This is a genomic window from Streptomyces sp. NPDC007929, assembly GCF_042959065.1.
Lineage (GTDB): Bacteria > Actinomycetota > Actinomycetes > Streptomycetales > Streptomycetaceae > Streptomyces.
The window spans coordinates 324420-346758 of the sequence record NZ_JBIBKD010000008.1; the positions used below are offsets into that span (position 1 = coordinate 324420).

At 71.8% G+C, this 22339-nt stretch carries 17 protein-coding genes; 11 read left to right on the forward strand and 6 right to left on the reverse strand.

The window, feature by feature from the left end; genetic code table 11:
• The first annotated feature begins 170 nt into the window (after positions 1–170).
• The 6 genes from ACFZDE_RS27545 (at position 171) to ACFZDE_RS27570 (ending at position 9645) form a co-directional block, all read left to right on the forward strand.
• Positions 171–2294 carry a maltotransferase domain-containing protein gene (locus ACFZDE_RS27545; protein WP_391204205.1) on the forward strand — a complete coding sequence of 708 codons (2124 nt, stop codon included), beginning with the start codon at positions 171–173 and terminating at the stop codon, positions 2292–2294.
• Positions 2291–4009 carry a maltose alpha-D-glucosyltransferase gene (gene treS / locus ACFZDE_RS27550; RefSeq protein ID WP_391204208.1) on the forward strand — a complete coding sequence of 573 codons (1719 nt, stop codon included), beginning with the start codon at positions 2291–2293 and terminating at the stop codon, positions 4007–4009. The genes ACFZDE_RS27545 and treS overlap by 4 nt, the downstream gene beginning before the upstream one ends.
• Before the next feature lie 192 nt (positions 4010–4201).
• Complete coding sequence (locus tag ACFZDE_RS27555; RefSeq protein WP_391004196.1) at positions 4202–5644, forward strand: maltokinase; 1443 nt, start codon at positions 4202–4204, stop codon at positions 5642–5644.
• Positions 5645–5674: 30 nt separating this feature from the next.
• Positions 5675–8641: a 1,4-alpha-glucan branching enzyme gene (gene glgB, locus ACFZDE_RS27560; RefSeq protein ID WP_391204211.1), complete on the forward strand. Its 2967-nt coding sequence runs from the start codon at positions 5675–5677 to the stop codon at positions 8639–8641.
• Between the two features lie 126 nt (positions 8642–8767).
• Positions 8768–9238, forward strand: coding sequence for a hypothetical protein (locus ACFZDE_RS27565; RefSeq protein ID WP_391004200.1), 471 nt, complete (start codon positions 8768–8770; stop codon positions 9236–9238).
• Positions 9235–9645, forward strand: a complete 411-nt coding sequence (locus ACFZDE_RS27570; protein WP_391004202.1) for a hypothetical protein — start codon at positions 9235–9237, stop codon at positions 9643–9645. Before ACFZDE_RS27565 ends, ACFZDE_RS27570 begins: the two co-directional genes overlap by 4 nt.
• 13 nt (positions 9646–9658) lie before the next feature.
• Here the strand turns inward: ACFZDE_RS27570 and ACFZDE_RS27575 are convergent, their stop codons facing one another.
• The 4 genes from ACFZDE_RS27575 to ACFZDE_RS27590 all read right to left on the reverse strand — a co-directional run bounded on the left by ACFZDE_RS27575 (position 9659) and on the right by ACFZDE_RS27590 (position 13341).
• Positions 9659–11938 carry a HelD family protein gene (locus ACFZDE_RS27575; protein WP_391204214.1) on the reverse strand — a complete coding sequence of 760 codons (2280 nt, stop codon included), beginning with the start codon at positions 11936–11938 and terminating at the stop codon, positions 9659–9661.
• A gap of 130 nt (positions 11939–12068) precedes the next feature.
• Positions 12069–12383, reverse strand: a complete 315-nt coding sequence (locus tag ACFZDE_RS27580) for a thioredoxin domain-containing protein (protein WP_391004275.1) — start codon at positions 12381–12383, stop codon at positions 12069–12071.
• 5 nt (positions 12384–12388) lie between these two features.
• Positions 12389–12802: a MerR family transcriptional regulator gene (locus ACFZDE_RS27585; RefSeq protein WP_391004206.1), complete on the reverse strand. Its 414-nt coding sequence runs from the start codon at positions 12800–12802 to the stop codon at positions 12389–12391.
• 29 nt (positions 12803–12831) lie between these two features.
• Positions 12832–13341, reverse strand: a complete 510-nt coding sequence (locus ACFZDE_RS27590) for an AsnC family transcriptional regulator (protein WP_391004208.1) — start codon at positions 13339–13341, stop codon at positions 12832–12834.
• A 45-nt stretch (positions 13342–13386) separates the two neighbouring features.
• Here ACFZDE_RS27590 and ACFZDE_RS27595 point away from each other — a divergent pair, with 45 nt between their 5' ends.
• Positions 13387–14301 (forward strand): NAD-dependent epimerase/dehydratase family protein, encoded by a 915-nt coding sequence (locus ACFZDE_RS27595; RefSeq protein ID WP_391204217.1) that lies wholly within the window; start codon positions 13387–13389, stop codon positions 14299–14301.
• Between the two features lies 1 nt (position 14302).
• Positions 14303–15223: an aldo/keto reductase gene (locus tag ACFZDE_RS27600; RefSeq protein ID WP_391004212.1), complete on the forward strand. Its 921-nt coding sequence runs from the start codon at positions 14303–14305 to the stop codon at positions 15221–15223.
• A 574-nt stretch (positions 15224–15797) separates the two neighbouring features.
• On the opposite strand, the gene ACFZDE_RS27605 is transcribed toward ACFZDE_RS27600, so the two are convergent.
• Positions 15798–17471 (reverse strand): DHA2 family efflux MFS transporter permease subunit, encoded by a 1674-nt coding sequence (locus tag ACFZDE_RS27605; protein ID WP_391204220.1) that lies wholly within the window; start codon positions 17469–17471, stop codon positions 15798–15800.
• Positions 17472–17581: 110 nt separating this feature from the next.
• Here ACFZDE_RS27605 and ACFZDE_RS27610 point away from each other — a divergent pair, with 110 nt between their 5' ends.
• Complete coding sequence (locus ACFZDE_RS27610; protein WP_391004216.1) at positions 17582–18196, forward strand: TetR family transcriptional regulator; 615 nt, start codon at positions 17582–17584, stop codon at positions 18194–18196.
• A gap of 84 nt (positions 18197–18280) precedes the next feature.
• On the opposite strand, the gene ACFZDE_RS27615 is transcribed toward ACFZDE_RS27610, so the two are convergent.
• Positions 18281–19681: a cation:dicarboxylate symporter family transporter gene (locus ACFZDE_RS27615; protein WP_391204224.1), complete on the reverse strand. Its 1401-nt coding sequence runs from the start codon at positions 19679–19681 to the stop codon at positions 18281–18283.
• Between the two features lie 189 nt (positions 19682–19870).
• On the opposite strand from ACFZDE_RS27615, the gene ACFZDE_RS27620 reads away from it, so the two are divergent.
• On the forward strand, positions 19871–21535 hold the full coding sequence (locus ACFZDE_RS27620; protein WP_391204227.1) for an ATP-binding protein: 1665 nt from the start codon (positions 19871–19873) through the stop codon (positions 21533–21535).
• On the forward strand, positions 21532–22221 hold the full coding sequence (locus ACFZDE_RS27625; RefSeq protein WP_391004222.1) for a response regulator: 690 nt from the start codon (positions 21532–21534) through the stop codon (positions 22219–22221). Before ACFZDE_RS27620 ends, ACFZDE_RS27625 begins: the two co-directional genes overlap by 4 nt.
• Positions 22222–22339: the final 118 nt, after the last annotated feature.

Below are 22339 nucleotides of genomic sequence, written 5' to 3' on the forward strand. Positions count from 1 at the left end.
ACGAGGCCGGTCTTGTGTGTCGACATACGCGTGAGTAGTTAACAAAGTGCCGGATTGCCCACCCGAATAGGGTGGGAAGGCTCCTGCGGGTACCCCTCTCAGGAGCACCACGCAGGACCCACCTCCCCACAGACATCCGCCTACCCACGTTGACGCGGACAGGAGCGGTCATGCCCGCCAAGCACCCTTCACCAGCACCCCCCAACCGCCGCACCACCGGGGCGCGCGCGCCCGGCGGCGAGACACGCCCCGCGCGCCCGGCCGACGCCGGTCCACCGGCCCCGCAGCCACCACCCGGGCAGGACGCGACGGCCGTGGGGCGCATACCCGTACTGGATGTCCGCCCGGTGGTCCAGCGGGGGCGCCGGCCCGCCAAGGCCGTCTGCGGGGAGACCTTCGAGATCTCGGCGACCGTGTTCCGGGAGGGGCACGACGCGGTGGCCGCCAACGTCGTCCTGAGGGATCCGCGGGGCCGTCCCGGGCCGTGGACGCCGATGCGCGAGCTCGCTCCGGGCACGGACCGGTGGGGTGCGACGGTCACCGCCGGGGAACCCGGCCGGTGGACGTTCACCGTCGAGGCATGGGGGGACCCGGTCGGTACCTGGCGCCACCACGCCGAGATCAAGATCCCGGCGGGCATGGACACGGACGTCGTCCTGGAGGAGGGCGCGCGTCTGTACGAGCGGGCGGCCGCGGGCGTGCCCGAGGAGGAGGGACTGCGCGACGTGATCCGCACCGCCGTGGACGCCCTGCGGGACGAGGACCGTCCCGCGGCGGCGCGTCTGGCGGCGGCGTTGACGCCGGAGGTGGACGCGGTCCTGGACCGGTATCCGTTGCGGGACCTGGTCACCAGCAGCGAGCCGCTGCCACTGCTGGTGGAGCGGGAGCGGGCCCTGTACGGCTCCTGGTACGAGTTCTTCCCGCGCTCCGAGGGCACCCCCGAGCAGCCCCACGGCACGTTCCGCACGGCCGCCCGGCGGTTGCCGGCGATCGCGGCGATGGGCTTCGACGTGGTCTACCTCCCGCCGATCCATCCCATCGGCACCACCTTCCGCAAGGGCAGGAACAACACCCTCTCCCCCGGCCCCGACGACGTCGGCGTGCCGTGGGCGATCGGCTCGCCCGAGGGCGGGCACGACGCCGTGCACCCTGCTCTGGGCACCCTGGAGGACTTCGTCGAGTTCGTCGGGCGGGCACGGGAGCTGGGCATGGAGGTGGCGCTGGACTTCGCGTTGCAGTGCTCACCGGACCATCCCTGGGTGCACAAGCACCCGGAGTGGTTCCACCACCGCCCCGACGGCACCATCGCCTACGCGGAGAACCCGCCGAAGAAGTACCAGGACATCTACCCGATCGCCTTCGACGCCGACATGGACGGGCTGGTCGCGGAGACGGTACGGGTGCTGCGGCACTGGATGGACGCCGGGGTGCGGATCTTCCGGGTGGACAATCCGCACACCAAGCCGGTGGTGTTCTGGGAGCGGGTGATCGGGGAGATCAACCGCACCGACCCCGATGTGATCTTCCTGGCCGAGGCGTTCACCCGCCCGGCGATGATGCACACCCTGGCCCAGATCGGCTTCCAGCAGTCCTACACCTACTTCACCTGGCGCAACTCCAAGCAGGAGCTGACCGAGTACCTCACCGAACTGTCGGGGGAGGCCGCCTCCTACATGCGGCCCAACTTCTTCCCCAACACCCCCGACATCCTGCACGCCTACCTCCAGCAGGGCGGCCGGCCCGCCTTCGAGGTCCGGGCGGTGCTCGCCGCGACACTGTCACCCTCCTGGGGCATCTACTCCGGCTACGAACTGTGCGAGAACACCCCGCTGCGCGAGGGCAGCGAGGAGTACCTCGACTCGGAGAAGTACCAGCTCACCCGCCGCGACTGGGAAGCCGCCGCACGCGAGGGCCGCACCATCGCCCCACTGCTCACCCGCCTCAACACCGTCCGGCGGGAGAACCCCGCCCTCCAGCAGCTGCGCGACCTCCACTTCCACCACGCCGACCAGGAGGCGGTGATCGCGTACTCGAAGCGGAAGGGTTCGAACACGGTTCTGGTGGTCGCCAACCTCGACCCCCACCACACCCAGGAGGCCACGGTCTCGTTGGACATGCCGCAACTCGGCCTGGACTGGCACGAGTCGGTGCCGGTGCGCGACGAGCTCACCGGCGAGACCTACCACTGGGGCAGGGCCAACTATGTGCGCCTCGAACCGGGCCACCGGCCCGCGCACGTCTTCACGGTTCTGCGACCGTCCACCCCGGAGATCGGAGGGTCACCCACAACATGATCGTCAACGAACCCGTTCCGGACACCTTCGAGGACACTCCTGCCAGGGACCGTGACCCCGACTGGTTCAAGCGCGCCGTCTTCTACGAGGTGCTCGTCCGCTCCTTCCAGGACAGCAACGGCGACGGCGTCGGCGACCTCAAGGGCCTGACCGCCAAACTCGACTACCTCCAGTGGCTGGGCGTCGACTGTCTGTGGCTGCCGCCGTTCTTCAAGTCCCCGCTGCGCGACGGCGGCTACGACGTCTCCGACTACACGGCCGTCCTGCCGGAGTTCGGCGACCTCGCGGACTTCGTGGAGTTCGTCGACGCCGCCCACCAGCGCGGCATGCGCGTGATCATCGACTTCGTCATGAACCACACCAGCGACCAGCACCCGTGGTTCCAGGAGTCGCGCAAGGACCCCGACGGGCCCTACGGCGACTACTACGTGTGGGCCGACGACGACAAGCAGTTCCCGGACGCGCGGATCATCTTCGTCGACACCGAGGCCTCCAACTGGACCTTCGACCCGGTCCGCAAGCAGTACTACTGGCACCGCTTCTTCTCCCACCAGCCGGACCTCAACTACGAGAACCCGGCCGTGCAGGAGGAGATGATCTCCGCGCTGAAGTTCTGGCTGGACCTGGGCATCGACGGGTTCCGGCTGGACGCGGTGCCGTATCTGTACCAGCAGGAGGGCACCAACTGCGAGAACCTCCCGGAGACGCACGACTTCCTGAAGCGGGTGCGCAAGGAGATCGACGCGCAGTACCCGGACACGGTGCTGCTGGCGGAGGCCAACCAGTGGCCCGAGGACGTCGTCGACTACTTCGGCGACTACCCGAGCGGTGGCGACGAGTGCCACATGGCCTTCCACTTCCCGGTCATGCCGCGCATCTTCATGGCCGTACGGCGCGAATCGCGCTACCCGGTCTCGGAGATCCTGGCCAAGACCCCGGCGATCCCGTCGAACTGCCAGTGGGGCATCTTCCTGCGCAACCACGACGAGCTGACCCTCGAGATGGTCACCGACGAAGAGCGCGACTACATGTGGGCCGAGTACGCCAAGGACCCCCGCATGCGCGCCAACATCGGCATCCGCCGCAGGCTCGCGCCCCTGCTGGACAACGACCGCAACCAGATCGAGCTGTTCACCGCCCTGCTGCTGTCCCTGCCGGGGTCCCCGATCCTGTACTACGGCGACGAGATCGGCATGGGCGACAACATCTGGCTCGGCGACCGGGACGCGGTGCGCACGCCGATGCAGTGGACGCCCGACCGCAACGCGGGCTTCTCCTCGTGCGACCCGGGGCGGCTGTTCCTGCCCACGATCATGGACCCGGTCTACGGCTACCAGGTCACGAGTGTCGAGGCGTCCATGGCGTCGCCGTCCTCGCTGCTGCACTGGACCCGCCGCATGATCGAGATCCGCAAGCAGAACCCGGCCTTCGGCCTCGGCTCGTACACCGAGCTGCCGTCGACGAACCCGGCGGTGCTGGCGTTCCTGCGCGAGGCCCCCGTTTCTGCGGAAGGAGGGGACGACCTGGTGCTGTGCGTGAACAACTTCTCGCGCTTCGCGCAGCCCACGGAGCTGGATCTGAGCGCCTTCGAGGGGCGGCACCCGGTGGAGCTGTTCGGCGGGGTGCGCTTCCCGGCCATCGGCGAGCTGCCGTACCTGCTGACCCTCGGGGGTCACGGGTTCTACTGGTTCAGGCTCCGCAAGGAAACCATGTGAGGCCTGAAAAGGCCTGTTGAGGCCTGACCCGCGGGGCGGGCCGCAAACCCCGGCGGCGGGGCGTTTCCTCCGCCCCGCCCGGGGCACGCATGAGTAACACCCCGCCCACCCGCGTGAGCCGGAGGGGCGCCGTCCGGGACCGGCCGCAGGCACCCGCAGGCGCACCAAGAATGGGTGAAAGGACGCGACGCCATGTCGGAAGCCGTCACACGCACCGTCACCACCCCGCCCGGCCTCCTTGCCTCCCTCGACCCGTTGCTGCGGGAGTGGCTGCCGCGGCAGCGCTGGTTCGCGGGCAAGGGGCGGCCGGTCACCGGGTTCACGCTGGTCGAGGCCACCGAGCTGCTCCCGGCCACGTCCAAGCTGGGCCTGTACCACCTGCTCGTGCGCGCCCATCAGCCCGCCGTGCCGTCCCACGGGGCGCCCGGCCACCCCGGTGACTGCTACCAGCTGCTGATAGGCGTGCGCGAGGCGCTGCCGCCTCGGCTGGCGCCCGCGCTCATCGGACACGTGCCGACGGGGCCGCTGGCCGGCCGGACGGTCTACGACGCCCTGCACGACACCAGGCCGTCCGAGCTGCTCCTGGAGGCGCTGCGCACCCAGGCGCGGATCGGCAGGCTCCGCTTCGAGCGGGACCCCGGCCAGGACATCCGCTCCGGTCTCGTGCCGCGCGTGGTGACCGCGGAGCAGTCCAACTCGTCGGTCGTCTACGGAGATACGTTCATCCTGAAGCTGCTCCGGCGGATCGTGCCCGGCGTCAACCCCGATCTGGAGCTGCCGCTCGCGCTGGCCCGCGAGGGCTGCCCCCGGGTGCCCGCGCCGACGGCCTGGATGGTCGCGGACATCGCGCCCACGGCGGACCCGGTCGTCCCGCAGGGCCCGGCGGACACGCCGGGTCGGCCGTACGTCCTGGGGGTGCTGCAACCGTTCCTGCAAGGTGCCTCCGACGGCTGGGAGCTGGCGCTGCGGGAGCTCGCCAAGGGCGAGGACTTCGGGGCCGCGGCGCGGGCACTGGGGCGGGCCACCGCCGAGGTGCACACCGCGCTGGCCCGGGCGCTGCCGACCGTCACGCTCGGTCACATGCAGCTCCGGCTCATGGTCGACGGCATGATCGAGCGCCTGGACGCGGCCGTCCAGGCGGTGCCCGCGCTGCGGCCGTACGCCGGGGGGCTGCGCTCCGCGTTCACGGCGCTGGGCGATCTGGCCGCCGAGGGCCGCACCTGGACCGCGCAGCGGGTGCACGGCGATCTGCACCTCGGGCAGTGCCTGCGTTCGCCGTCCGGCGAGTGGTGGCTGATCGACTTCGAGGGCGAGCCGGCCCGGCCGCTGGCCGAGCGGCGTATGCCGCAGCCGGTCGTGCGGGACGTCGCCGGGATGCTGCGGTCCTTCGACTACGCGGCGCGTTCGGCCGATCCGCCCCAGCCGGACTGGGCCGAGACCTGCCGCTCCGCGTACTGCGCCGGTTACGCGGAGGCCTCCGGCCGCGATCCGCGCACCGACCCGGTGCTGCTGCGGGCCTACGAGACCGACAAGGCGATCTACGAGGTGGTGTACGAGGCCCGGCACCGCCCCGACTGGCTGCCGGTGCCGCTGGCCGCCATAGACCGGCTCGCCTCGACCGGCCACCTGACCTGACCGACCCCCTTTGCCCTGGAGGCTCCGCCCGTGACCCCCCGCCCTGAGTCCAGCGGTTCGCGCCCCAAGGGGACCGCCGGGGAGAAGATCCCCGAGCAGCCCACGGCCGCCCAGCAGAAGAGCGCCGCGAAGAAGACGGCGGTGCCCAAACAGGCAACGGCGAAGAAGACGACCCCGGCGAAGAAGGCCGCGGCCGTGAAGAAGACGGCCGCGAAGAAGACGGCGGTCAAGAAGACCGCCGCGAAGAAGGCCACCACCAAGAAGGCCACAGCCAAGAAGGCCACGAGGGTCAAGGCGACAGCGACCAAGACCACTGCCGCGGGACCGATCACCGACAGGGCCGGTGCTGGGGCCTCGAAGCCCGCGGCGGTGAAGGCCACCGCGAAGAAGACTCCGGCGAAGAAGACCACGGCCGAGAAGGCTCCGGCGAAGAAGACCAACACCGCCGCCGAGCCCGTCGTCGCCGGGGCTCCCGCCAAGAAGGCCGCCGCCAAGAAGACCACCCCCGCCAAGAGCACCGTCGCCAAGGCCGCCGCGAAGAAGACGGCGGCCGGTGCGGCGCCCGCGGGCAAGGCCGCCGCGAAGAAGACCGCGGCCAAGAAGGCACCGGTCCGGAAGGCGCCCGCGCGCAAGGCCGCCGACGGCCGGGCCCGCGCCGGGCAGGCTCCTGCCGAGACGGCCCTGCCCGGCCAGGCACCCGCCGGGAAGGCCACCACCGAACAGGCGCCGGCCGGGAAGGCACCCGCCGGGAGCGCCCCAGCCGGGGCAGCCCCTTCCCCCCAGGTCGTTCCACCGGAGGTCGAGGTCGCCGTTTCGCCCGCTGTCGGTGCGGGCGACCGGGAGCGGCTGCTCGGGGGGACGCATCACGCGCCGCACTCCGTACTCGGCGCGCACCCCGTGCCCGGGGGTGTCGCCTTCCGGGCGTTCCGGCCGTACGCCCTGTCGGTGACCGTCGTCTCCGGGGAGCTGCGGGCCGAGCTGCACGACGACGGGGAGGGGTTCTTCTCGGGGCTGCTGCCGCTGCGGGAGGTGCCGCCGTACCGGCTGCTCGTGGAGTACGAGGGGACGGTGCTGGAGACCGAGGACGCGTACCGCTTCCTGCCCACGCTCGGCGATCTCGACCTGCACCTGATCGGCGAGGGCCGGCACGAGGAGCTGTGGACGGCGCTGGGCGCCCACCCGATGACCCACGAGGGCGTGACCGGCACCCGGTTCGCGGTGTGGGCGCCGAACGCGCGCGGCGTGCGGGTGGCCGGCACCTTCAACTTCTGGGACGGCACCGGGCACATCATGCGGTCGCTGGGCTCGTCCGGGGTGTGGGAGCTGTTCCTGCCGGACGTCGGCGAGGGCGAGCTGTACAAGTTCGAGATCACCCGCCCCGACGGTTCGAGGACGATGCGCGCCGACCCGCTGGCCCGCCGCACCGAGGTGCCGCCCGCGACCTCGTCGGTCATCACCTCCTCGGCGTACGAGTGGGACGACGCCGAGTGGCTGGCCCGGCGCGCCGAGACCCCGGCGCACGAGGCGCCGTTCTCGGTGTACGAGGTGCACCTGCCGTCCTGGCGGCCGGGGCTGACCTACCGTCAGCTCGCCGAGCAGCTCCCGGGGTACGTGAAGAACCTCGGCTTCACGCACGTCGAGCTGATGCCGGTCGCGGAGCATCCGTTCGGCGGCTCCTGGGGCTACCAGGTGACCGGCTTCTACGCGCCGACGGCCCGGCTGGGCACACCGGACGACTTCCGGTACCTGGTCGACAAGCTGCACCAGGCGGGCATCGGCGTCCTCATGGACTGGGTGCCCGCGCACTTCCCGCGCGACGACTGGGCGCTGGCCGAGTTCGACGGCAGGCCCCTGTACGAGCACGAGGATCCGCTGCGGGCCGCGCACCCCGACTGGGGCACCCTGGAGTTCGACTTCGGGCGCAACGAGGTGCGCAACTTCCTGGTGGCCAACGCCGTGTACTGGTGCGAGGAGTTCCACATCGACGGCCTGCGCGTGGACGCCGTCGCCTCGATGCTGTACCTGGACTACTCGCGCGAGCCGGGCCAGTGGACGCCCAACGAGCACGGCGGACGGGAGAACCTGGACGCGGTGGCGTTCCTCCAGGAGATGAACGCGACGGTGTACCGCAGGGTGCCCGGTGTGGTCACGGTCGCCGAGGAGTCCACCGCCTGGGACGGTGTCACCCGCGCCACCCACCACAAGGGCCCGAGCGGCTTCGGCGGGCTCGGCTTCGGGCTGAAGTGGAACATGGGCTGGATGCACGACTCGTTGCAGTACATGAGTCATGAGCCGGTGCACCGCAAGTACCACCACGGCGAGATGACGTTCTCGATGGTGTACGCGTACAGCGAGAACTACGTGCTGCCGATCTCGCACGACGAGGTCGTGCACGGCAAGGGTTCCCTGGTGTCGAAGATGCCGGGCGACTGGTGGCAGCAGCGCGCCGGTGTGCGGGCCTACCTCGGCTACATGTGGGCCCATCCGGGCAAGCAACTGCTGTTCATGGGGCAGGAGTTCGCGCAGGGCGCCGAGTGGTCGGAGGCGCACGGCCCGGACTGGTGGCTGCTGGACCCGGGGTACGGGGCGGAGCCCGACCACCGGGGGGTGCGGGATCTGGTCCGCGACCTGAACACCGTCTACCGGGCGACCCCGGCGCTGTGGCGCCTGGACACCGACCCGGCCGGTTTCGAGTGGATCGTCGGGGACGCCGCCGACGACAACGTCCTCGCGTTCCTGCGGCTGGACCCGGACGGCGTCCCGGTGCTGGCGGTGTCCAACTTCGCGCCGGTCACCCGCCCGGACTACCGCCTGGGCGTCCCTGACGACGTGCCCGCCTGGCACGAGGCGGTCAACACCGACGCGGCCCGTTACGGCGGCAGCGACGTCACCAACCCCGATCCGGTCAAGCCCGAACCCCAGTCCTGGCACGGCCGTCCGGCCAGCGTCCAACTGACCCTGCCGCCGCTGGCGACGGTGTGGCTGCGGCCGGCGTGAAGGGCCCTGTGACAGGGGTGTGACCGGAGGAGTGGCCTCCGTCACAGCCCGTCCGGTCCGGGAGTGGTGGGGTGACCGCATGCGTGTCACCCCACTCCCCCGCCGGTCCGGAAAGGGCTGCGGCGCGTGCTGGTAGGTCTCGGTATCTCGGCGGCCTGTGCCGTCGCCGCGCTCGTGGCCGCCGCGGGTGCCGTCGCCGTGGCGTTGCCCGGCCGGCCCGAGCCGTGGTCCGTGCATCTGATGCGCCGGGCCGCGGCGGCGGCCGCGTGGGCGGCGGCCGCCGTGTACTCCCTGGGCTTCTTCGCGGTGCTGAATGCGCAGTCGGCCTTCAACGACGGGGCGAACTCGGTCCCGGCCCCGGCCTGCCGCGACGGCTTCGATCCGGCCACGATCGACGGGCTGAGCCACCACCGATCCTCGTACCTGCCGCTGCGCTTCGACTGCGTCCGCGACGACGGCTCCTTCTACGCCAGCGACCCGGACTACGGCTGGATGAACGGCACGACGGCGGTCCTCGCCCTGTCCGCCGCCCTGCTCGCCATCGGCGCCGGCTACGCGAGCGAGCTGCGGGCCCGTGGGACGGCCGCCGCCGCATGACGCTGCTGCCGGTCTTCGCCGGGCTGGTGGTCGCGGTGGTCGCGCTGCGCGGACTGCTGACCCATCCGCTGCTGCCGCCGTGGGTGCGGACCTCGGTGTTCTGGGCGGCTCCGCTCTCCGCGCTCACCTGGCTGTACATCATGGCCGCCGACGATCCCGTGCTGTTCCCGGACACGGCTCCCTGCCCCAGGGAGCCGTACCGGGAGGGCGTCATCGGCGGCGGTGAGGTGTCGGGCGTCTCCACCGCCTTCCCACCGCGCGCCTACTGCCGGTGGGAGGACGGCACCGTCTACGAACTCGCGCCCGGCGCCGAGTTCGTGTTCTGGGTCTTCTTCGCCCTGACGGTCGTCCCCCTCGGCGCCGGGCTGTGGCACGCCCTGCGGGACCCGAAGTCCCAGCTGGGGTAGGCGGCTTCGCGGACTACCCGAATGCCTGCGCCAGGGACGCGGGCAGCTCGCCGGTGTGGAGCACGCCCAGCCGCTGGGTGGCCCGGGTCAGGGCCACGTACAGGTCGCTGGTGCCGTACCGGCCGGGTTCGACCACGAGGACGGAGTCGAACTCCAGGCCCTTGGCCTGGCGCGGGTCGAGCAGCACCACCGTCCGTGTGAGATCGGGTTCGGCGCCCGCCGTCACCCCGTCCAGCCGGGCGGCGAGCGAGCGGTGGAGGTCGCGCGGCGCGATCACCGCGAGCCGCCCCTCGGCCGGGGTGAGTTCCCCGACCGCCTTGGCGACGGCGCCCGGGAGGTCGTCGGCGGCGCGGGCCCAGGGCCGTACGCCCGTGGAGCGGACCGAGCTGGGCGGCTCGAACTCCGGGTGCTCGGCGCGCACCACGGCCGCCGCGACGTCCATGATCTCGGCCGGGGTGCGGTAGTTGACGCCCAGCCGGGTGTGCTCCCAGCGGTCCTCGACGTACGGCGCGAGGATGTCCGACCAGGAGCCGACCCCGGCCGCCTCCGCCGTCTGGGCCGGGTCGCCGACCAGGGTCATCGAGCGGGTCGGGCTGCGCCGCATCAGCAGCCGCCACGCCATCGGCGACAGCTCCTGCGCCTCGTCGACGATGATGTGCCCGAACGCCCAGGTGCGGTCGGCCGCGGCGCGTTCGGCGGCGCTGCGGTGGTCGTCCTCCTCATGCCGCTCGGCGAACCGCTCGGCGTCGATGATGTCGTGCGCGGACAGCACCTCGGAGCCCTCGGGGTCGTCCTCCTCCTTGTCCTCGAACTCGTAGGTCCGGGAGGCGTACGACACCTCCAGCACGCCCTGCGCGTAGGCGATCTGCTGCTGCCGCTCACGCTCGGCGCGGTCGCGGGCGAGCCGGTCGTCGTCGCCGAGGAGTTCGGCGGCCTCGTCGAGCAGCGGCACGTCCGCGACGGTCCAGCGCCGGGTCACCGGGCGGCGTACGGCCTCGGCCTCCTCGGCGGGCAGGAACTCCTCGGGCGCGGCGAGGAAGTCGGCGACGACCCGCTGCGGGGTGAGCACCGGCCACAGCTGGTCGATCGCGGACCATACGTCGGGGTTCTCGGCGAGGTCGTCGCGGATCTGGGTGATGTCGCTGGGGTCGAGCAGGCTGGACCCGTCGAAGGGGTCGGTGCCGATCCGCTCGGCGTACAGGTCGGTCAGGGCGTTGAGGATGTGGCCCTCGAAGTGCTCGCGGGCGGCGTTGTGCGGCAGCCCGGCGGCGCGGGTGCGCTCGCGCGCCATGTTGACCAGGCCGTCGTCGAGCATGAGGACCTCGCGGTCGTGCTCGATGGCGATCACCGGGTCGGGCAGCGCCTGCCGGGCGCGGACCACCTCGGCGAGGACGTCGGCCATGTCGGCCCGGCCCTTGACGGCGGCGGCCTCGGGCGTGTCGGTCGCGCTCGCCCTGACGCCCGGGAACAGCTCGCCGACGGTCGCGAGGAGCACCCCGGTCTCGCCGAGGGAGGGCAGCACCTCGCCGATGTAGCCGAGGAACGCCGGGTTGGGCCCGACGATCAGCACGGCCCGCTTGGCGAGCAGTTCCCGGTGCTCGTAGAGCAGATAGGCGGCGCGGTGCAGGGCGACCGCCGTCTTGCCGGTGCCCGGGCCGCCCTCCACGACCATGACGCCGCGGTGCGGGGCACGGATGATGCGGTCCTGGTCGGCCTGGATGGTCTGCACGATGTCGCCCATGCGGCCGGTGCGCGCGGAGTCGAGGGCGGCGAGCAGCACGGCGTCGCCCGTCGGGTCCTCGTGGCCGGTGCGGGTCTGGTCGCCGAGGTCGAGGATCTCGTCGTGCAGCTGGGTGACCCGGCGGCCGTCGGTGGCGATGTGCCGTCGGCGCCTGAGGCCCATCGGAGTGTGGCCGGTGGCCAGGTAGAAGGGGCGGGCGACGTCGGCGCGCCAGTCGATGAGGACTGGGGTGCGCTCGGCGTCGTCGGTGCGCAGGCCGATGCGGCCGATGTGGTGGGTGGTGCCCGAGGTGAGGTCGATCCGGCCGAAGCACAGGGAGCCGTCCACCGCGTTCAGCGCGGCGAGCAGCCCGGAGCGCTCGGCCACGAGGATGTCCCGCTCCAGTCGGGCCTGCATGGGGGTGTTGCCCTGCGCGAGCGCGTCCGTGACGGAGGTCTCGGCGTCGCCGCGCAGCGCGTCCACGCGCGCGTACAACCCGTCGATGAATTCCTGTTCCTGTCGCAATTCATCGTCCGGAAATTCGGTGTTTGACAATTCCGCTCCCGCCCGCATATACTGTGCTCACTGAACTTCACTGTGACGTCAAGGCACTTCAATCCGCTTGAAGTCACGAACAGACAAATATACGCAAGGAAATCCCCCGAGCGCAATTGCGCTCGGGGGATTTCCTTTCTTCCGGAGGTCACAGCACGTCGGCGAGCTCCTCCAGCAGGCGCCGCTTCGCCCGTGCTCCCACCATCTGCTTCACGGGTTCGCCGCCGCGGAACACCATGAAGGTCGGCATGGACAGGACCTTGTAGGCGTTGGTCGTCCGCGGGTTGGCGTCGACGTCCAGCTGCACGACCTTCAGCCGGTCGCCCTCCTCGGAGGCGAGGGCCTTGAGCACCGGGCCCATCTGCCGGCAGGGCGGGCACCAGTCGGCGGTGAACTCCACCAGCACGGGCAGCTCCGCGCCGATCACCTCCGCCTCGAAGTCCGCGTCCGTCACATCCGTCACGCCGGTCACCATGGGTCCCCTCCCAGCTCGCACACGGGTTCCGGACCACCCGGAACCTCCGCCTCGGCGGCCAGCTCGGCCCGGGCCAGCTGCCGTGCGACCGTGTCCCGGACGGTGGTCAGCTCACCGATCAGGGAGTCCAGTTCGCCCAGCTTGCGCCGGTAGACCGCGAGCGACGCCGGGCAGGAGTCGCCCTCGGGGTGCCCGGCGCGCAGGCACTCCACGAAGGGCCGGGTCTCCTCCAGGTCGAACCCGAAGTCCTGGAGCGTCCTGATCTGCCGCAACAGCCGCAGGTCGCTCTCGTCGTAGCTCCGGTAGCCGTTGCCGGTACGCCGCGCGGGCAGCAGCCCCCGCGACTCGTAGTACCGCAGCGTTCGCGTCGTGGTCCCGGCCCGTGCGGCCAGCTCGCCGATTCGCATGCGGTCGAACGTAATCCTTGACCCCGGCGTCAAGGCAACAGCGGTTTGCGCTCCACCGGGGAGGTCAGCACGATCGACGTCGTGGTGCGGCCGAGCACGGAGACGTCCTCCAGGACGTCCTCCAGGTGGACGGTGTCGCGCACGGCGACCTTGAGGATCCAGCAGTCCTCCCCGACCACGTGGTGCACCTCGGTGATCTCGGGGCGCTCGATCAGCTCCAGGGTCCGGGGGTGCTTGAGGGTGTAGCCGCCGTGCGGGTTCACCCGGATGAACGCCTGGATGCCGTAGCCGAGCCGGGCCGGCGCGACGTGGGCGCCGTAGCCGCTGATCACGCCCGCCGCCTCCAGTCGGCGCACCCGCTCGGTGACGGCCGCGGGGCTGAGCCTGACCCGGCGGCCGAGCTCGCTGAGCTTGATCCGGCCGTCGGTCTGGAGCAGCAGCAGGATCTGCCGATCCAGCGCGTCGAAGGCCGCCGATGTTTCGTCGGCGACGTTGCGCAACTGCCGTGGTTCTTTCGGTGCCGAGGCCTGAACTCCCATGGTTCCCCCTTCAGAGCGCGGATGTACCCCGGGAGAATTATGGCCATGGAAAAGGCTCTGGACGTCCTGGTCATCGGCGGGAACCGCTACATCGGAAAACGTCTGATCGCACAGCTGCTCGCCGACGGCCACCGCATCACCGTGCTGAACCGCGGGTCTTCCCCGCCGCCCGCCGGGGTGGAGCACCTGCGCGCCGACCGGGACGACGAAAGGGCGCTGGCCGGTGCGCTCGGCCCACGGGTCTTCGACGTCGTCGTCGACCAGGTCTGCTACACCCCGCGCCAGGCCGCGATCGCCCGCCGCGTCTTCTCCGGGCGCACCCGGCGCTATGTGATGACCTCCACGGTCGAGGTGTACGAGTACGAGGACTCTCCCGCCCTCATACGCGAGGAGGCCGTCGACCCGGCCACCGTCACCGTCGACCTCGAACTCCCCTGGGACGACCCCGCGTTCCTGGAGGCCCACTACGGGGAGGGCAAGCGGCAGGCCGAGGCGGTCTTCGCCGCCGGTGGCGCGGCGCTGCCGTACACGGCGGTGCGGGTGGCCCATGTGCTGGGCGGGGACGACGACTTCACAGGCAGGCTGGCCCACTACGCCGAGCGGATACGCACCGGCGAGCCGATCGCCGTGCCGGCGGTGAACCGGCCGGCCACCTATGTGTACGTCGAGGAGGTCGCCCGCTTCCTGGCCTGGGCGGCGGGCGAGGACTTCACCGGCGCGGTCAACGCGGCCTCCTCCGGTGCGCTGAGCACCGAGGAGCTGTGCGCGGCGGTCGTCGCTCATGTCCCCGGCGGCCGGGCCGAGTTCCGGCCCGTGGAGGTCGGCGGGGTCTCGCCGTTCTCCTTCCGCCGCTCCTACGGCATGGACAACGGCCGGGCCGCCGGGCTCGGCTTCACCTTCGGCGAGGCCCGGCAGTGGCTGCCGCGTGCCGTCGCCGAGACGCTCGGGATGGGCGGCTGACATGCGCTACAGGACACTCGGCGGGCTGCGGGTGAGCGCGGTCGGGCTCGGCGCGATGCCGCTGTCCATCGAGGGCCGGCCGGACGAGGAGCGCGCCCTGGCCACCGTGCACGCCGCACTCGACGCGGGCGTGACGCTGCTGGACACGGCCGACTCCTACCATCTGCCGGGCGCGGAGCCCGGGCACAACGAACGCCTGGTGGCCCGCGCGCTGGCCGCCTACGGCGGTGACACCTCCGACGTCCTGGTGGCGACGAAGGGCGGCCGCGGCCGCCCGGCGGGCGGCGACTGGACGGTGAACGGCTCGCCCCGTCACCTCAAGGCCGCCGCCGAGGCGTCGCGCGAGCGGCTGGGCGTGGAGGCGATCGGCCTCTATCAACTGCACAAGCCCGACCCCACGGTGCCCTTCGAGGAGTCGGTCGGCGCGCTGCGCGAGCTGCTCGACGCGGGCACGATCCGGCTGGCCGGTCTGTCCAACGCGGACGCGGACCAGATCCGCCGGGCACGGGAGATCCTCGGCGACCGGCTGGTGTCGGTGCAGAACCGGTACTCCCCCGCCGTCCGGGACAGTGAGCCGGAGCTGCGGCTGTGCGCGGAACTGGGGCTGGCGTTCCTGCCGTGGAGCCCCCTCGGCGGACTGTCCCGCAGCTCCCTGGACGGGCCGTCGCGCACGGAGGGGGCGGAGCGCTTCGCCGTGTTCCACGCGGTGGCGGCGGAGCGCGGTGTCAGTCCCCAACAGGTCGGCCTGGCCTGGCTGCTGGCCCGCTCCCCTTCGGTCGTCCCGATCCCGGGGGCGACCCGGCCGCGCACGATCAGGGACTCGGCGGCCGCGGCGGACCTGCCGCTCAGCCCGGAGGAGACGGCCCGGCTGGATGAGGCGACCGGGTGCGGGACGCGTCCGACGCCGGTCACGTACGCGTAGTCGTCCCGACTGGGGGGACGCCCAGCGCCCGTCACGCACACGTAGTCGTCCCGACTGCGGGGGGGGCGAGTGGCCGCGCACGATCAGGGACTCGGCAGCCGGGGCGAACGCGTCCGGCTGGCCGCGGCGCACATGTCCGGCTGGCCGAGACGACCGGGCCGGTGCGCGGCCGGCTCCGGTCACCTACGCGCCGCCGTACCGACTCAAGGGGCAAGCGGGCAGCCCCGGTCACCAACACGCCGCCGTCCCGGCCCCGGGACCAGCGGACCGCAATCCGTCACGGACCCGGCCAACACAGCACACGCGTCCGGCCAGACGAAACGACCGGGCCAGTGCCCATCTGGCCCCGGTCACCAACACGCCGCCGTACCCGGCCCCGGGAACGAGCGGACCGCAAACTGTCACGGACCCGGCCGCCATGACGGACCTGCGCGGCCGGACCATGCCGGAGGTGCACGCATGCGGCGCCCGCGGCCCATCGGCGGTGGCGCCGCTCTTGCGACAGGGCGGGGCCCGCCGGGTGCGCGAAGTCCCGCCTGCCCGGGGGCGGACGACGGGACTTCGCGGATACGGTCTAGCGGGCCCCGGTGGACTCCAGTTCCTTGTTCTCCTCCGCCGGCTCGTCCACCGTCTTCTCCTTGCCGGGCAGGAGGATCGCGACCACCACCGTGCCGATGCCGAGGATCACCGCGCCGATCAGGCTGGTGTGGGCGACCGCGTCGGAGAACGAGGAGCCGACCGCGTCGGCCATCTGCCGGGCGCCGCTGCCGAGTTGTTCGGCCTGGGCCCGGAGCCGTTCCGCCTGCTGGGGGTCGCCGGTGTGGGCGGCCTGCTCGGCGAGCTGGCGGGCCTTGTCGCCGATGCCCTGGGCGACGGCGTATCCGGCCCCGACGGAGTCCTGGGCGGTGGACAGGGAGGAGGCGGGGAGCTTGCTGCCGGCCGTGGCGTCCGAGAGGTGACCGGAGTACGACGTCGCCAGCAGCGAGCCCAGGATGGCGATGCCCAGCGAGCCGCCGAGCTCCAGCGACGTGTCGTTCACCGCGCCGCCGACGCCCAGCTCCGACTCCGGGAACGCCCCCATGATCGCGTCCGTGCAGGGCGACAGCGCGAGTCCGATGGAGAGGCCGAGGACGACCAGGGGCGCCACGAAGTCGCCGTACGACGAACCGGCGTCGACCTGGGCGAGCAGCGCCAGGGCCGCCGTACCGCCGACCATGCCGGCGGTGACGGTCCACTTCATGCCGACCCGGGGCGTGAGGAAGCCGGTGAGGGCCGATCCGGCGAACACCGCGCCCGCCAGCGGCAGCATGCGCAGGCCGGTGTCCAGGGCGTCGTAGCCGAGGACGAACTGGAGGTGCTGCGTCAGGTAGTAGAAGGCGCCGAAGACCGCCAGGAAGAACAGGGCGACGGCGAGGTTGGAGCCGGCGAAGCCGCGGTGCGCGAAGCGGCGGACGTCGAGCAGCGGGCGCGGGTGGCGCAGCTCCCACAGGACGAAGGCGACGAGCCCGGCTCCGGCGACGGCCGCCGCGGTGACGGCCTTGACGCCCCAGCCGAAGTGCGGCCCCTCGATGATCATGTAGACCAGCGCGGCGATCCACGCCACCGACAGCAGTCCGCCGCCGTAGTCGATGCGACCGCGGCTCGCGGCCCTGGACGGCGGTACGAGGACGAAGGCGCCGAGGACGGCGAGGATCGCGATGGGGACGTTGATGAGGAACGTCGAGGACCAGCCGTGGTCGGCGAGCAGCGCTCCGGCGACGAGCGGCCCGGCCGCGATGGCGAGGCCGGCCGTGGCGGTCCACAGGGTGATGGCCTTGGCGCGTTCGGCGCGCGGGAAGGTCGAGGCGAGCAGGGACAGCGTCGCGGGCATGATCATCGCGGCGCCGGCGCCCATCACGGCCCGTGCGGCGATGACCGTCGTGGCGCTGTCGGCGAGGTAGCCGAAGACCGAGCCGGCCGCGAACACGACAAGCCCGAGCACGAGCGCGCCCCGGCGGCTGTACTTGTCGCCGATCGCGCCGAGCAGCAGCATCAGCGCGGCGTAGGGGACGGTGTAGCCGTCGATCACCCATTGCAGGTCGGCGCTGTTCAGGCCGAGGTCCGCGGTCATGTCGGGCGCGGCCACGGTGAGGGCGGTGTTGGCCATCACGATGATCAGCAGGCTGAGGCAGAGCACGAGGAGCGCCCACCAGCGGCGGGCGTAGGGGCGGTCCATCCTCTCGGTCGGTTCGTTGATGACGAGTCGCATCGCAGGTGTCGCCTTCCCGGCTTGAGTTGCACACGGCTGTGCAGTTACACAACGCTGTGCAATCTACGCCGTTGCACAGCACTGTGCAACTCAATCGGGGAAGGGGCACAATGGCGTCCATGACCACGGGTAACAGCCGCGCCGACGCCAACCGCCGCCGCATCCTCGACGTCGCCCTCGCCGAGCTGCTGCACGACCCCGACGCGTCCATGGACCAGATCGCCCGGGCCGCGGGCGTCGTACGGCGGACGGTGTACGGGCACTTCCCGAGCCGCGAGGCGCTGATCAGCACGCTCGTCGACGAGGCCGTGGAGGCGCTGTCGGCCGCGCACGCGGCGGGCCGCGCGGACGTGCGGGACCCGGCGGAGGCGGTGGCGCGCTCGGTGCTGGCGGTGTGGGCGATCGCCGACCGCTACCGGCTGCTGATCGCGCTCGCCCAGCGCACGGTCACCATGCAGGGCATCCGCGAGCGGCTCGCCCCGGTCCGACAGGCGTGCATCGAACTGCTGCGGCAAGGGCTGGAGGAGGACGTCTTCAGCTCACCGCTGCCCGCCCCGGCTCTGGCGTACGTGCACGAGCAGATGCTGTTCGCGGTGATGGAGGCGGTGAACGACGACCTGCTGGCAGCGGAAGAGGCGGGCCGCTGCGCCGCGGTCACCGTACTGACCGCGGCGGGCGTGCCCGCCTCGAAGGCCACCGAACTGGTGGCGAAGCTGAACGCTTGATCTGTGTCTGCGTGTCGTGGACCGGGCGGCTGAGTGACGGGGGGACACCCAGCCGCCCGGATTCTCAGGGAAGCGGCGCGGCCGTCAGGCCTTCGCCAGCTCCTTCTCGCCGCCCTGCCCGGGCACCTCGACGTGGTCCTCGGCCGGGCCGTCGTGGCCGTCGTGGCCGTCGTCCAGCAGGGTCTTCTCGTCGAAGGGCAGCTGACCGGCGAGCACCTGGTGCACGCGGCCCTTGTCGATCTCCTTGGTCCAGGTGCCGATCAGCACCGTGGCGACGGCGTTGCCCGCGAAGTTGGTCAGGGCGCGGGCCTCGCTCATGAAGCGGTCGATGCCGACGATGAGGCCGATGCCGTCCACCAGGGCCGGCTTGTGCGACTGGAGGCCACCGGCCAGGGTCGCGAGACCGGCGCCGGTGACACCGGCGGCACCCTTGGAGGCGACCAGCAGGAACAGCAGCAGCGGGATCTGCTCACCGATCGACATCGGCGTACCCATGGCGTCGGCGATGAACAGCGAGGCCATGGTCATGTAGATCATGGTGCCGTCGAGGTTGAAGGAGTAGCCGGTCGGGACGGTGATGCCGACCACCGGCTTGCTGATGCCCAGGTGCTCCATCTTCGCGATGAGCCGGGGCAGCGCGGACTCGGACGAGGACGTGGACAGGATCAGCAGGAACTCCCGGCCCAGGTACTTGAACAGCGAGAAGATGTTCAGGCCGGAGATGGCGCGCAGCAGGGCGCCGAGCACGATGAAGACGAAGAGGAAGCAGGTCACGTAGAAGCCGAGCATCAGCACGGCGAGGCTCTTGAGCGCTTCCAGGCCCGCGGAGCCGGTGACGGCGGCGATGGCGCCGAAGGCACCGATCGGGGCGGCCCACATGACCATCGCGAGGATGCGGAAGACGAGCCGCTGGATGTGCTCGATGCCGCGCAGGATCGGCTGGCCGGCCGAGCCCATGCCCTGGAGGGCGAAGCCCGCGAGGAGGGCGATCAGCAGGGTCTGCAGGACCGACTCGTTGGTGAACGCCGACACGATCGTGGTCGGGATGATGCCGAGCAGGAACTCCGTGGTGTTCTTCGCCTCGGCGTCGATCTGCGCGTGACCGGCGTCCTTGACCGCGTCGGTCACCGCGAGGCCGGTGCCGGGCTCCAGGATGTTGCCGACGACCAGGCCGATGCCCAGCGCGACCAGGGACATCACCATGAAGTAGCCCAGGGCGATACCGCCGACCGCGCCGACCTTGGCGGCCTTGCGCACCGAGCCGATGCCCAGCACGATCGTGCAGAAGATGATCGGCGAGATCATCATCTTGATCAGGGCCACGAAGCCCGTGCCGATCGGCTTCAGCTCTTGCGCGAATTCCGGTGCGGCCAGTCCCACCGCGATACCGGCGGCGACCGCGATGATCACCGCGATGTAGAGGTAGTGCGTGCGGTCCCGCTTGGGTTTGCGTGCGGCAGGTGCCGTATCGGCTGCGCTGGTCACGGCGGCCCTCCTTGACGACGTCGTCGGCATCACCGGCGTGCGGCTCACGTCCGGGGAGAATCCGGGAATCGCTGAGCGGGGCTCCCGGGAGATGCGTTATGGGGAATGCCGTGACTATGTCCTGCTCTGTGAGCGCGGTCACCCTTCCGTTCATTTAGTTCACAATCAGCCACGGTGCAGACTGACGGCATGCGCCTCACCGTCCCCGCTCCCCGCAGCCTGGCGGGTCAGCTCTTCGCCATGCAGGCCGTCCTGATAGCGGTCGTCGTGGCCGGATACGCGCTGTTCACCTACGTCAGCGACCGCAGCCAGGCCGAGGAGGCCGCGGCGCGGCAGGCCAGGGCGGTGGCCCGCTCGGTGGCCGATTCCCCGTCCGTGCTGACCGCGGCCCGCGGCGACGACCCGTCCGCCGAGCTCCAGCCGTACGCCCTGAAGGTGATGCGGGACACCGAGGTCGACTTCATCACGATCATGGATCCCCGGGGCATCCGCTGGACGCACCCCGACCCCCGGCAGATCGGCCAGACCTTCCGGGGGCACACCGAGGGGGCCCTGAAGGGCGAGACCTTCACCGAGACCTACACCGGCACGCTCGGCCCGTCGGTGCGCGCCGTCACCCCGATCAAGGACGGCAGCAGGGTGGTCGGCCTGGTCAGCGCGGGGATCCGGGTCGAGCAGATCACCCAGCGGGTGCAGGACCAGCTGACGGCCCTGCTCGGCGTCGCGGCCGGCGCGCTGGTGCTGGGCGCGGTCGGCACCTACGTCGTCAACGCCCGGTTGCGCCGCCACACCCACGGCATGAACGCGGCCGAGCTCAGCCGGATGCACGACTACCATCAGGCCGCCCTGCACGCCGTGCGCGAGGGGCTGCTGATGCTGGACGGGCAGTACCGTGTGGCGCTGATCAACGACGGAGGTCGGGAGTTGCTCGGCGTGGCCGGGGACGTGGTGGGCAGGTCGGTGGCGGAGCTGGGGCTGCCGGCCCCGCTGACCGGTGCCCTGCTCGCCTCGGAGCCCCGGGTCGACGAGGTGCATCTGACGGCGTCCCGGGTCCTGGTGATCAACACCTCGCCGGTGTCGGGCGGTGAGCGGCGCGGTACGGTCGTCACCCTGCGCGATGTCACCGAACTCCAATCGCTGATGGGCGAGTTGGACTCCGAACGGGGTTTCACACAGGCGCTGCGCTCACAGGCGCACGAGGCGGCGAACCGGCTGCACACGGTCGTCTCGCTGATCGAGCTGGGCCGGGCGGAGGAAGCGGTGGAGTTCGCGACGGCCGAGCTGGAGCTGGCGCAGGCGCTGACCGACCAGGTCGTGGCGGCGGTGAGCGAGCCGGTGCTGGCGGCGCTGCTGCTGGGCAAGACGGCCCAGGCGAACGAGCGGGGCGTGGAGCTGATGGTGTCGGAGGACAGCAGCCTGGACGACGGCCTGCTGCCCGAGACCCTGCCGGCGCGGGACCTGGTGACCATCCTGGGCAACCTGATCGACAACGCCGTGGACGCGGCGCAGGGCAGTGTGCGGGCGCGGGTGACGGTGGCCGCGTACACCCGGAACTCCGGCGACGTCCCGGAGCTGGTGCTGCGGGTCTCGGACACCGGCCCGGGCGTGGATCCCGAGCACGCCGAGGCGGTCTTCCAGCGGGGCTTCTCGACGAAACCGGCGGGTCCGGGCGGCCGGGGGCTCGGGCTGGCGCTGGTCCGGCAGGCAGCCCAGCGGCACGAGGGCTCCCTGACGGTGGCGGAGGCCGACGGCGGCGGGGCGGAGTTCGAGGTACGGCTGCCGCTGCGGGAGTCCGGGGCGGCGGGCGCGACGTCCGGGGTCCCGGTGGCCAGAGGCGCTGGAGGCGACGCATGACGAGCAGCGAGAAGGCCATCCGCGTCCTGGTCGTGGAGGACGATCCGGTCGCCGCCGACGCGCACGTGCTGTACGTGGGCCGGGTGCCGGGCTTTGTGGCGGTGGGCAAGGCGCACTCGGGTGCGGAGGCCCGCCGGGCCCTGGAGCGCACCCCGGTCGACCTGCTCCTGCTCGACCTGCACCTGCCGGACGTGCACGGGCTGCAACTGGCCCGGTCCCTCAGGACGGCCGGGCACCACGCTGACGTGATAGCGGTGACGTCGGCGCGTGATCTGGCGGTCGTCCGCGAGGGCGTCTCGCTCGGGGTCGTGCAGTACGTCCTGAAGCCGTTCACCTTCGCGACCCTGCGCGACCGGCTGGTGCGCTACGCCGAGTTCCACGCGGCGGTCGGCGAGGCGAGCGGCCAGGACGAGGTGGACCGGGCGCTCGCGGCCCTGCGCGCACCGGGCCCGGCCGCGCTGCCCAAGGGGCTGAGCGCACCGACGCTGGAGCGGGTGACGGTCGCCCTGCGGGACAGCGCGGAGGGCGTAACGGCCGCCGGTGTCGCGGAATCCGTGGGCATCTCCCGCATCACGGCCCGCCGTTATCTGGAGCACCTGGTCGACGCGGGCCGCGCGGCGCGCCGTCCGCAGTACGGCACGGTGGGGCGGCCGGAGTTGCAGTACCGCTGGGTCACGGGCCAGTGACGGCCCATCAGGCGCCGATCGAACCCCCGCACCCGCATCGACGCAGCCGTCCCGGCCCCAGCGAAGCGCGCCCGTGAAGGTCTCCTTCACACCATGGGAACGCCGCCGCAGCCGCCGT

What these genes read in the sequence shown, in the direction of transcription:
- ACFZDE_RS27545 (WP_391204205.1), top strand. Translation starts at nt 171, where the DNA reads ATGCCCGCCAAGCACCCTTCACCAGCACCCCCCAACCGCCGCACCACC.
- treS (WP_391204208.1), top strand. Translation starts at nt 2,291, where the DNA reads ATGATCGTCAACGAACCCGTTCCGGACACCTTCGAGGACACTCCTGCC.
- ACFZDE_RS27555 (WP_391004196.1), top strand. Translation starts at nt 4,202, where the DNA reads ATGTCGGAAGCCGTCACACGCACCGTCACCACCCCGCCCGGCCTCCTT.
- ACFZDE_RS27570 (WP_391004202.1), top strand. Translation starts at nt 9,235, where the DNA reads ATGACGCTGCTGCCGGTCTTCGCCGGGCTGGTGGTCGCGGTGGTCGCG.
- ACFZDE_RS27575 (WP_391204214.1), bottom strand. Translation starts at nt 11,938, where the DNA reads ATGCGGGCGGGAGCGGAATTGTCAAACACCGAATTTCCGGACGATGAA.
- ACFZDE_RS27585 (WP_391004206.1), bottom strand. Translation starts at nt 12,802, where the DNA reads ATGCGAATCGGCGAGCTGGCCGCACGGGCCGGGACCACGACGCGAACG.
- ACFZDE_RS27590 (WP_391004208.1), bottom strand. Translation starts at nt 13,341, where the DNA reads ATGGGAGTTCAGGCCTCGGCACCGAAAGAACCACGGCAGTTGCGCAAC.
- ACFZDE_RS27595 (WP_391204217.1), top strand. Translation starts at nt 13,387, where the DNA reads ATGGAAAAGGCTCTGGACGTCCTGGTCATCGGCGGGAACCGCTACATC.
- ACFZDE_RS27600 (WP_391004212.1), top strand. Translation starts at nt 14,303, where the DNA reads ATGCGCTACAGGACACTCGGCGGGCTGCGGGTGAGCGCGGTCGGGCTC.
- ACFZDE_RS27605 (WP_391204220.1), bottom strand. Translation starts at nt 17,471, where the DNA reads ATGCGACTCGTCATCAACGAACCGACCGAGAGGATGGACCGCCCCTAC.
- ACFZDE_RS27610 (WP_391004216.1), top strand. Translation starts at nt 17,582, where the DNA reads ATGGCGTCCATGACCACGGGTAACAGCCGCGCCGACGCCAACCGCCGC.
- ACFZDE_RS27620 (WP_391204227.1), top strand. Translation starts at nt 19,871, where the DNA reads ATGCGCCTCACCGTCCCCGCTCCCCGCAGCCTGGCGGGTCAGCTCTTC.
- ACFZDE_RS27625 (WP_391004222.1), top strand. Translation starts at nt 21,532, where the DNA reads ATGACGAGCAGCGAGAAGGCCATCCGCGTCCTGGTCGTGGAGGACGAT.